The organism is Brachybacterium equifaecis (genome assembly GCF_023509525.1).
Lineage (GTDB): Bacteria > Actinomycetota > Actinomycetes > Actinomycetales > Dermabacteraceae > Brachybacterium > Brachybacterium equifaecis.
Genome location: NZ_JAKNCJ010000015.1, coordinates 1 through 9,930, shown reverse-complemented (window position 1 = coordinate 9,930; position 9,930 = coordinate 1). Strand labels below are relative to the sequence as shown.

At 66.4% G+C, this 9,930-nt stretch carries 8 protein-coding genes and 1 pseudogene; 8 read left to right on the top strand and 1 reads right to left on the bottom strand.

Annotation, left to right across the window (positions count from 1 at the left end; translation table 11 throughout):
* Positions 1–122: 122 nt before the first annotated feature.
* Positions 123–605: pseudogene (locus Bequi_RS14065) on the bottom strand (transposase family protein); the annotation flags it as partial.
* Between the two features lie 145 nt (positions 606–750).
* On the opposite strand from Bequi_RS14065, the gene cas3 reads away from it, so the two are divergent.
* From cas3 to cas2e, 8 genes are read left to right on the top strand one after another with little or no spacing between them, the layout of a single operon-like run.
* Positions 751–3,585 carry a CRISPR-associated helicase Cas3' gene (gene cas3 / locus Bequi_RS14060; protein WP_249738564.1) on the top strand — a complete coding sequence of 945 codons (2,835 nt, stop codon included), beginning with the start codon at positions 751–753 and terminating at the stop codon, positions 3,583–3,585.
* 44 nt (positions 3,586–3,629) lie between these two features.
* Positions 3,630–5,330, top strand: coding sequence for a type I-E CRISPR-associated protein Cse1/CasA (gene casA, locus Bequi_RS14055; RefSeq protein ID WP_249738563.1), 1,701 nt, complete (start codon positions 3,630–3,632; stop codon positions 5,328–5,330).
* A complete protein-coding gene (casB, locus tag Bequi_RS14050) occupies positions 5,320–6,006 on the top strand; it encodes a type I-E CRISPR-associated protein Cse2/CasB (protein ID WP_249738562.1) in 687 nt (228 codons plus the stop codon). Before casA ends, casB begins: the two co-directional genes overlap by 11 nt.
* A 49-nt stretch (positions 6,007–6,055) precedes the next feature.
* Positions 6,056–7,204: a type I-E CRISPR-associated protein Cas7/Cse4/CasC gene (cas7e, locus tag Bequi_RS14045; protein WP_249738561.1), complete on the top strand. Its 1,149-nt coding sequence runs from the start codon at positions 6,056–6,058 to the stop codon at positions 7,202–7,204.
* Positions 7,201–7,905, top strand: coding sequence for a type I-E CRISPR-associated protein Cas5/CasD (gene cas5e / locus Bequi_RS14040; RefSeq protein WP_249738560.1), 705 nt, complete (start codon positions 7,201–7,203; stop codon positions 7,903–7,905). The genes cas7e and cas5e overlap by 4 nt, the downstream gene beginning before the upstream one ends.
* Positions 7,902–8,600 (top strand): type I-E CRISPR-associated protein Cas6/Cse3/CasE, encoded by a 699-nt coding sequence (cas6e, locus tag Bequi_RS14035; protein WP_249738559.1) that lies wholly within the window; start codon positions 7,902–7,904, stop codon positions 8,598–8,600. The genes cas5e and cas6e overlap by 4 nt, the downstream gene beginning before the upstream one ends.
* The gene (cas1e, locus tag Bequi_RS14030; RefSeq protein WP_347272013.1) at positions 8,597–9,535 is read left to right on the top strand and encodes a type I-E CRISPR-associated endonuclease Cas1e; all 939 of its coding nucleotides are present in this window, start codon (positions 8,597–8,599) and stop codon (positions 9,533–9,535) included. The genes cas6e and cas1e overlap by 4 nt, the downstream gene beginning before the upstream one ends.
* A complete protein-coding gene (gene cas2e / locus Bequi_RS14025; protein WP_347272012.1) occupies positions 9,535–9,828 on the top strand; it encodes a type I-E CRISPR-associated endoribonuclease Cas2e in 294 nt (97 codons plus the stop codon). Before cas1e ends, cas2e begins: the two co-directional genes overlap by 1 nt.
* The last annotated feature ends 102 nt before the right edge of the window (positions 9,829–9,930 follow it).

The following is a 9,930-nucleotide window of genomic DNA, read 5'->3' as shown; positions in this document are numbered from 1 at the left end:
CGACCTGCTCAGGCGTGTGCCGCTTCCTCGTGTTCGTCATGATGAGACCAGTCTTCCTGCCCGCAGCAGCGAGCATCAAGACGACTCACACAACGACTGGACCTACATCACGGGGTCAGCCCAACCCCGTCGAACCGGGCGGGGTCGTCGATCAGGCGCCGCTTGCCTTCCGCGAGGACGGCGGCGTTCGCGGCACTCCAGGACACCCCGAGACCTGCGGCGACGCGGGTGACGGTGAGGTGGTCGATGACGATGCCCCGCAGCGCCCACTCCAGGCCGCCGCGGGAGATCTTCGCACGCGGCGCCGCTGCCCGCGTCATGTCCTGCCGCCACGTGCGCCGGCAGTGTCCGCACCGGTACCGGCGCACCCGCACCAGCAGGGTCGTCGGCCGGTGCCCGAACGGCTCGTGCGCCAGTCGACGCGTGACCGTGTCCCGCGGCACGCCCTCGACACCGCACTTCCGACACCACGGGTCGTCCTCGACGACGCGGCATTCGATCGTGGCCCGATCCGGCTCGATCAGCTGGCCGACGGCGACGAGGCCGAGCTCGTCGAGGCGGCAGAACGTGGTCAGGTCAGGGGTCGCGAAAGTAGGGTGGAGCACGTCGAGGTCTTTCGGGATGGCGAGCGTGAAGAACTTCCATCATCCGGGAGACCTCGACCCCTACCCGGCCACCGACGCGCTCAACCGACTACACCCTCGTTCGTGAAGAGCCAGATTCAACCCACCCCCACCCGAGGACGCACCGATGCCCCGCTCCACTCCGCGCACTATCGCAGAGCTGTCCGACGAAGCACGCGCTCTCTGGGCGAAATCAGGCGACGGAGTGGAGCGGCTCGAGGGCGAGGAGATCTGGCTGTCTCTCCCCCAGCACATGCTCGACTCGCTCGGCGTTGCGGACGAGCTCTGGACGCGGTGGCTAGCGCCTGGAGTCCGCGCTCAGATCGCCGATGCACTCGAACTGGACGACGACGAGGCCCGCAAGCTGGTCAGCTTCCTCGCTGGCGCTCATGACATCGGAAAAGCCACCAAAACCTTTCAGACTCAGATGGCGGAACGACCCGACGGAGCTCATTTCATAGAGAGACTCCGCCGTTCGGGTCTGCGACTGCAGCACGGAGTCACTGAGCGCTCCGTGCGATCCTTTCACCATTCCCTGGCGTCATGGGTGATTCTGCGCTCGTGGCTGCGCGAGTCCGGCGCACGGGCCACCGCCCCCGATCGCCTCGCCCGGACGGCTGACGCCCACCACGGGTCTCCTTCTTCTGAGAGCAGCCGCACATTCGCGGCAGCAATCCTCGAGGAGTACGACGCCGACCACCCCGAATGGCGTGCCGTTCAGCGCGAGCTCCTGGACTTCGTCGCAGATCAGACCGACGTACGACCGATCCTGCCTCGGCTGCGGCGACCCATCGTGGGCTACACCCTGACGCTGCTGACCGGAATCATCATCATGGCCGACTGGATCGCATCGTCGGCAGACCACTTCGCACTCTCCGAGGCCGGGTGCTCAGGCGAGCGGCGCCTGGCAGGGATCGAGGCCGTGGATCTCACTCGGCCATGGTCACCCCATGCTCCGGACCTCGCCCATCTCGACGCTCACCTTCGCGATCGCTTCGGATGGTCGCCGAGCGCACGAGCGCGCCCCGTCCAGCAGGCTGCCGCAGCCGCATCGCTGCAGCTCTCAGGGCCGGGACTCGTCATCATCGAAGCCCCGACGGGCGAGGGGAAGACCGAGGCGGCGCTCACAGCGGCCGAGGCTCTGGCGTCGATGGCGGGTTCCGGGGGCATCCTCATCGCCGCGCCGACGATGTCCACCGCGGACGGCCTGTTCCACCGCGTGCTGGAGTGGTCGCACCGCGCCGCAGACGACAGTCCGCTGTCGATGTTCCTCGGCCACTCCAAGAGCCATCTCAACACGGACTTCGATCGTCTCCGGTTCCGCGGCGTCTCGGACGTCTCGGGTGGCCAGGGAAACGTGATCGCCTCCCAGTGGATGTCAGGCAGGAAGAAAGGGATCCTCTCCAACATCACTGTTGCCACGGTGGATCAGGTCCTTTTCATGGCACTCCAGGCCAAGCACTCGATGCTGCGCCACCTGGGCCTGGCAGGAAAGGTCGTGATCATCGATGAGGTCCACGCCTATGACACCTACATGTCGGAGTACTTGGCGATGGCCCTCGAATGGCTCGCCCGGTATCGAGTTCCCGTCATACTCCTCAGCGCCACGCTGCCGACGGCCCAGAAGGAACATCTGGTGGCTGCGTACAGCCGGCAGATCCGAGCCACTGACGAGCAGCTTTCGCTCTCGACCGACTATCCGCTGGTGACCACCGTCGATGCACACGACATCCGGGAGACCGTTGTCGAGTCCCGCGGCACGGACCTCCGGGCCGACGTCGAGCTCATCGACGACGATCCTGCCCGCCTCGTCGAGCGCCTTGCGCACGACATTCAGGATGGTGGCTGCGTTCTCGTGCTGTGCAACACCGTCCGTCGAGCGCAGGAGGCCTATTCGGCGCTCGAGGCCCGCTTCCCGGGCGAGGTGGAGCTCCACCACGCGGGGTTCATCGCCTCAGACCGGGTCCGCAAGGAGCAGGAGCTGCGAGCCCAGCTGGGTCCAGACGCGCACCGTGGCGGCGCCCGTCCCTTCCGGCGTCTCATCGTGGCGACCCAGGTGGCGGAGCAGAGCCTTGACATCGATGTGGATCTGCTGGTCACAGATATCGCCCCGATCGATCTCATCATCCAGCGCATCGGTCGTCTCCATCGACACTCGCGGCCCGACTCGGATCGCCCGGAGAGCATGCGCCAGCCTCGGGTGCTCGTCCGAGGCATCGAATCCTCCTCGCCGCCGGTCTTCGAGAGCGGCACCCGGGCGGTCTACGACGAGCGTCTGCTTCTGGCCACTCTGGCCGTCCTGCTCAGCAAGGTCATCCCATCGGGCTTCTCCCGCCCCGATGACATCGCGCCCCTGGTCCACGAGGTCTACGGTGCAGCACCTCCCATTCCGGTGGATTGGGAGGAGGCGTGGGAAGCGGCATCGCGAACGAGTGAGGCCGACCGCCTGACCGCACGCGCTCGGGCACGAACCTTCCGCATCGAGTCGCCCACGAGCGCGAAGACCCTGGACGAGCTGTTCGGAGTGTTCGCAGCCAACATCGATTCCGAGGCAGAAGAGGCCAAGGGGCTCGCCCAGGTGCGCGACAGTGATCCCACCATCGAGGTCATCCCGATTCGTTGGCATGACACCGGGTACACCGCACTCGATGCAGGCCCAGACACCCCGCATCAGAGCCCCGATCTCGAACTGCCCTCCCGCGCGGCGCGAGCCCTCGCATCAGCCACCGTCCGCCTCCCGGCTCGCTTCACCCGATTCGACGCCGATTTCAAGCGCACCGTCGATCAGCTGGAGCGGGAGACTCCGATCGGCTGGCGCACGTCTTCCTGGCTCAAGGGTCAGCTCGCACTTCGGCTCGACGAAGCCAGCTCCATCGAGCTGAACGGCCGGCGCCTCCGGTACGACAGGGACCTCGGACTGTGCGACGTCACCGATCAGGCCGAATCCACCCCGAATGTCTGACCGCCCCCATACGCTTCGACAACATTCACTCCACGAGGAGCGCCATGACCGAGACACCGTCGTTCTCCCTCATCACGGAACGTTGGATCCGCTGCCAAGCGGCCGACGGCACCGACACCCAGCTGTCCCTGCGTGAGATCTTCGATGGCTCCGTGTCCGTTGCAGCAATCCGCGGGGACTCCCCGACCCAGGACTACGCGGTGCTGAGGATCCTCCTCGCAATCTTCTGGCGCGCGCACCGATCGGAGACCGAGGTGCGCCCCGGCGAGACGTTCGATTTCGACACCTGGCGCGAGTTCGCCTGGGAGGATGCGGTGGAGGGTGGCGCCGACGATGCCGCCTTGGACTACCTCGACCGATATGCCGCGCGATTCGATCTCCTGCACCCTGAGGCCCCGTTCATGCAGGTCGCCGACCTTGCCACACCGAGCGGCTCGCGGAGCGAGATCCAACGCATCGTCCCGGAGGCTGAGTCCAGCTACTTCTCCATGAGGGCCGGAAACGCTCTGGACAGCCTGGCGCTCGACGAAGCCGCGCGCTGGCTCATCCACACCCAGGCCTACGACTACTCCGGCATCAAATCCGGCGCCATCGGAGATCCCCGGGTGAAGGGCGGCAAGGGCTACCCCATCGGCCCGGGATGGTCGGGACTCACAGGGGGCACGACCATTCTCGGCTCCACCCTGCGCGAGACGTTCGTGCTCAACACCGCACCCGCGGCCCTGACAGCAGGTGGTGAGGACCGGCCCGTATGGGAGCGGGAGCCCGATGGCGCAGCTCAGCGTCTCTCCAGCAGGCCGACAGGTCCCTCCGACTTCGCCACCTGGCAGTCCCGTCGCGTGCGGCTCTTCGTGGACCACGGTCGCGTCACCTCTGTGCTCGTGAGCAACGGCGACCAGATCCCCGAGGCGGGAGCGAACGTCTTCGGAGACCCGATGACCCCCTACCGCTTCAGCACGAACAAGTCGAAGAAGAACCTCGACGTCTACTACCCCCGCCCCTACTCGACCGAGCGGATGATGTGGCGCTCCTTGGAGCCGCTCATCGCCCTCGGTGGAGAGACTGAGCTGCAGCGCGGGGCGAAACCGGGGAAACGACCTCAGACTCTCGATGCGCTCGCCGCCGCTCAGACAGCGGGAACCAGTATTCCCGCGGTGCTCTCCGTCCGGCTCACCTCGGCGTCCTACGGTGCCCAGGCTTCTTCCGCCTCGACAACCGTCGATTCCCGACTGGAGATCCCCCGTGCCCTGCTGCACGAGGACTCCCTGCGTGCCCGCACCCTGGTGCTCGCTGCCGCACGAGCCGCGATGGATGCCGCCGTGAACCTCGGCAGCTTCGCCGGCCAGCTCCAGCTGGCAGCCGGTGGCGAATACGTGTTCCAGCCTGCAGTCACGGACGCTCTGCTCGCGGAGCTGGAACCCTCGTTCCGGGAGTGGCTCGGCAGATTCGTCCTCGCAGACGCTGAAGCGGAATGCACACGCTGGCAGCAGTATGTCCACCGCGCAGTGCGCGAGCGCGCCCAGCTCCTCCTTCGCGGGGCGGGGACCAAGGCGCTGATCGGCCGCGAGATCCTCCAGAACGACCGACCCGTTCTCATCAGCGCAGGCTCGGCCTACGGCAAGCTCCTGCGCGATCTCAGGAAGTCCCTCCCGCTGCTCCGCGACACCCCTTCGCGCCGCGACGACGCGCCTGCGTCAGGTGCCCAGCCCGCCGATACCTCTGAGGAGTCCCGCCATGACCAGTGACCTCGACCCGACACACAACAAGGAGCTTTCGGCTCGGACCGCCGAGCTCTCCGATGCCGTCGGCACGTCCGTCGTGACGCTGCAGGCCCAATTCCTCGGCTCCCGGGGGGAGCGCCAGCAGGCTCAGGCACGCGGTCGTCTGGCCGTGCTGCGTCGCAGCGCGGGCTTCACCCCGGAGCAGCATCCTCTGGCACTCCAGGATGTGCTCGATGCGCTCGATCCCGCACTGCGGCAGGAGGATCTCGGGCGCGGCGATGCCGCCTCGCCCACCGAGCGCGCTGCATTCGATGCCATGACGCTGTTCGCCCTCCACATGCAGTCCGCCACGGAGCCGATGCACGTCCGGGGTCGCAGCTTCGGCTCAGCGATGTCTCTTCTGCGATCCCGCTCTGAGAGCGGATCGCTGAAGCCGCGATTCGATGCCCTCCTCGCGGCCCGAGACCAGCGTTCCCGGCTCACCCATGCCAGGTCGCTCATCACGCTTCTCCGCGGCGAGAAGATCGGCTTCGACTACGGGATGTTCGCCCGAGATCTGCGCACTCTGGCGAGTCCGCATCGTGCTGGCGTCCTGCTGCGCTGGGGACGCGACTTCGCGACTCCTCCGCGCCGCTCCCCTGAAGGCACCTCATCCGACAGCGCCGCGGCATCCGCGCTGCCGGCGACTCCTTCCGCCTGATCCGCTCCACTGACCATTCCTGCACTGACCACCTCTGAAAGGACCGTCCATGTCTCTCGTTCTCGATATCCACGCCCTGCAGTCCCTTCCGCCCAGCAACATCAACCGCGATGACACCGGCGCGCCGAAGAGCGCAGTCTTCGGCGGCGTCCCCCGCCAGCGCGTGTCCTCCCAGTCATGGAAGCGCGCGATCCGTCGGGACTTCGAGGAGACGCTCGGTGCCCAGAGTGTCGGCTTCCGCACGAAGCGCGTCGCGGATCTGGTCGCGAAACGAATCATCGAGCTGAGCAGAGCAGACGGCGCCGAGTGGGATGGCGAGAAGGCCGATGCAGCCGCACAGAGCATCTTCGCCGCGGCCGGCATCAAGCTCACTGAGCCGAAAGTTCGGGAAGGCGACGAGAAGCGCGGACACGAGACCGGGTACCTGCTGTTCCTCAGCCCGCGGCAGATCGATGCCGCGGCGCGCCACCTCCTGGAGAACGAGGGCGTCAAGCCGACGAAGAAGGATGCCCAGAAGCTGCTGGACGACTCCCACAGCATCGACATCGCGATGTTCGGCCGCATGGTCGCAGACGCGCCTGACTTCAATGTCGATGCGGCCGTGCAGGTCGCTCACGCCATCGGGATCCACGAGTCCGAGCCCGAGTTCGACTACTTCACCGCTGTGGACGACATCGTCGAGGACGCCGAGGAGAGCGGCGCAGGCATGATCGGCACCACCCAATTGATGTCCTCCACCCTCTACCGCTTCGCCTCCGTGGACCTGCTCTCGCTGGCAGAGAACCTGGGCAGCCGCGACGCAGCTCTGGATGCGACCTCCGCCTTCATCTCCTCCTTCATCACCTCCCTCCCGACGGGAAAGCAGAACAGCTTCGCCCACAACACGGTCCCCGAGCTCGTGTACATCGCCGTGCGCGATACGCGATCGCTCTCTCTGGTCAACGCCTTCGAGGCGCCCGTGCGCACCGGCGATGACCGTGGCCGCCGCGCTGAGGGGGCAGCTCGCCTGGCCCAGGAGGAGGCCTCGCTCGAGAAGAACTACGGCTTCGTCCCCAAGGCGAGCTTCGTCATGGGACTCAACGATCTTCCCGGCGCATTCGACGGGATCGCGACCGCCACCACCCTGCCCCAGATCGAAGCGCGGGTGCGCGACGCACTCGCATCCGAGCTCGAGGCGCAGTCCGAGGTGTCCGCATGACGAGCTCCCTGCTGCTCCTGCTGAAGGGGCCGCTCCAGTCCTGGGGAGATTCCAGCAGATACCGCGATCGCGCTACAGGCGCGTATCCGACGAAGTCCGGAGTTCTCGGTCTCGTCGCAGCGGCGGAGGGCCGTCGTCGAACCGACAGCATCGAGGATCTCGCCCAATTGCGCTTCGCCGTCCGAGTGGATCAGCCAGGGGCCCTCCTGCATGACTACCAGACCACTCAGCAGTGGCAGGCAAACGGGTCGACGTCCCTCGTCAGTCGCTACTACCTCACCGACGCTGTCTTCCTCGCAGCGATCGAGTCGGAGGATCGCGGCCTGCTCGAGGGCATCGCGGAACGTCTTCGCTCGCCTCGGTTCACGCTCTTCCTCGGGCGACGCTCCTGCCCTGCGAGCGCTGATCTCAACCAGGGCGTAGTGGACCTGGATGCGGTGTCAGCTCTGAGTGAGGCACCCTGGTTCGCCGCGCCATCCCACCGCAAGACCCGCCCTCAGGATGTCACCCTGCCGATCTTCCGGGACGGCGTGCCAGGCGAAGAGGGAGCCGCACGGCAGGATGTGCCGCTCTCCTTCGCCCAGGAGCACCGGAAGTACGCGTGGCGAACGGTCGTCCAGGAACCGGGAGGCGCGCGCATCCACAACGACCTTGGCACGCGTCGTGCGGACCCATTCTTCGAGGAGGTGATCTCCGCGTGAGCACATTCAGCCGCATTCTCATCAACCCGCAGCGCCGTGGGGGCAGGAAGCTGCTGTCGAACCCCCAGGCGATGCACGCAGCCGTGCGCGCGATGTTCCCTCCGGATCTCGACGAGAGCGCGGGGCGCATCCTGTGGCGCCTGGACACGTCCGAGCACCAGCACACCCTGTACGTCGTGGGTCCCGAGAGTCCTCAGCGGGATGTGATCGTGGACCAAGCCGGTTGGACGGCCAGACCGGGCGAGACGGCTGACTATCAACCCCTCCTCGATTCCCTGCTCAGCGGGCAGGAGCGGGTCTTCCGGCTCACGGCGAACCCCGTCCGGAGCCTCCCTTCCGCTGGAGGGAAGCGAGGCAAGGTCGTACCCCACGTGACGCCGGAGCAGCAGGTCGAATGGCTGGCGTCTAAGGCTTCTTCGAACGGCTTCGAGATCCTGGAGGCCACGAGCGAGAGTCCGGCTGCCTCCCCAGCCCGGGATGCCGCCGTGTCGCGTCGTACCGATCTGACGTTCACTCGTCGCAATCCGCAGAGCTCGAACCCGAATCTCGTTACCCTGCGCACCGCTCAGTTCGACGGCGCCCTGCGCATTACTGATGCACAGGTCTTTCGTCGTGCACTGGTCGAGGGCATCGGGCGCGGACGCGCCTATGGCTGCGGTCTTATGACTATCGCGAAGCTGAACCCTCCGCGGTGAGCGCCTCATGGGGAGCCGCCCCGCCTGAGCGGCAGGAGCTCGCGCCGGTCCGAGACAGGATCTCCTTCCTGTATGCCGAGCACTGCACTGTGCACCGGCAGGCAAATGCTCTGACGATCACCGATCAGCGCGGCGTGGTGCACGTACCGGCCGCCTCGCTTGCAGTGCTCCTCCTCGGACCCGGCAGTCGGATCACCCATGCCGCGATGGGTGTCGTCGGAGATTGCGGCGTCTCGGTGGCCTGGGTCGGAGAGAACGGTGTCCGGTACTACGCATCCGGCCGCCCTTTGGCGAAGTCCTCGCGTTTCGCGGAGGCTCAGGCTCGCATCGTCTCCAACCAGCGACTGCGGCTGTCCTGCGCTCGGGCCATGTACGAGAAGCGGTTCCCCGGCGAAGACATCTCTGCTCTCTCCATGTCTCAGCTGCGTGGTCGCGAAGGCGCGCGGATGAAGCGGATGTACGCCGCTGAAGCAGAACGCGTGGGAGTCCCGTGGAGCCGACGCTCCTACTCGCCGGACGACTTCGAGGCGGGAGACAACATCAATCGCTCGCTGACGGCGGCGAGCGCAGCCCTCTACGGGATCTGTCATGCAGTGATCGCGTCCCTGGGGTGCGTGGCGTCCCTCGGTGTCGTGCACTCCGGGACCGACCGCGGTTTCGTCTACGACATCGCTGATCTCTACAAGGCCGAGGTGTCGATCCCCGCCGCCTTCGATGCGGTCGCATCCGACGCCATTGACCCTGCAGCGGAAGTGCGGCGGTTGGTCCGGGACCGGATCGTCGAGGCGAAGCTTCTTCCCCAGGTCGTTGCTGATCTGCACGAGCTGCTGGAGGTGCCGGCTGAGCTGGAGATGGATTTCGGTGACCTCCTCCTCTGGATCGAGATCGAGGCCGTTCCCAGCGGCACGAACTGGTCGACTGCTGAGTCCATCTGATGATGACTCTGGTGTTGACCGCATGCCCGCCAGGTCTACGAGGAGACCTCACGAAGTGGCTCATGGAGATAAGTCCAGGCGTCTTCGTCGGGAGGCCCTCGGCCAGGATCCGGGATCAGCTCTGGATCCGAACATTGGAGCTGTGCGGAGACGGCAAGGCGATCCTGGTCTACTCGGCGAACAACGACCAGGGCCTCGATTTTCGAGTACACAATCATGACTGGACGCCCGTCGACGCCGATGGCGTGATGCTCATGCTGCGTCCCGTGGCTCCTCCTGGGCTGACCCCGTGATGTAGGTCCAGTCGTTGTGTGAGTCGTCTTGATGCTCGCTGCTGCGGGCAGGAAGACTGGTCTCATCATGACGAACACGAGGAAGCGGCACACGCCTGAGCA

What these genes read in the sequence shown, in the direction of transcription:
- cas3 (WP_249738564.1), top strand. Translation starts at nt 751, where the DNA reads ATGCCCCGCTCCACTCCGCGCACTATCGCAGAGCTGTCCGACGAAGCA.
- casA (WP_249738563.1), top strand. Translation starts at nt 3,630, where the DNA reads ATGACCGAGACACCGTCGTTCTCCCTCATCACGGAACGTTGGATCCGC.
- casB (WP_249738562.1), top strand. Translation starts at nt 5,320, where the DNA reads ATGACCAGTGACCTCGACCCGACACACAACAAGGAGCTTTCGGCTCGG.
- cas7e (WP_249738561.1), top strand. Translation starts at nt 6,056, where the DNA reads ATGTCTCTCGTTCTCGATATCCACGCCCTGCAGTCCCTTCCGCCCAGC.
- cas5e (WP_249738560.1), top strand. Translation starts at nt 7,201, where the DNA reads ATGACGAGCTCCCTGCTGCTCCTGCTGAAGGGGCCGCTCCAGTCCTGG.
- cas2e (WP_347272012.1), top strand. Translation starts at nt 9,535, where the DNA reads ATGATGACTCTGGTGTTGACCGCATGCCCGCCAGGTCTACGAGGAGAC.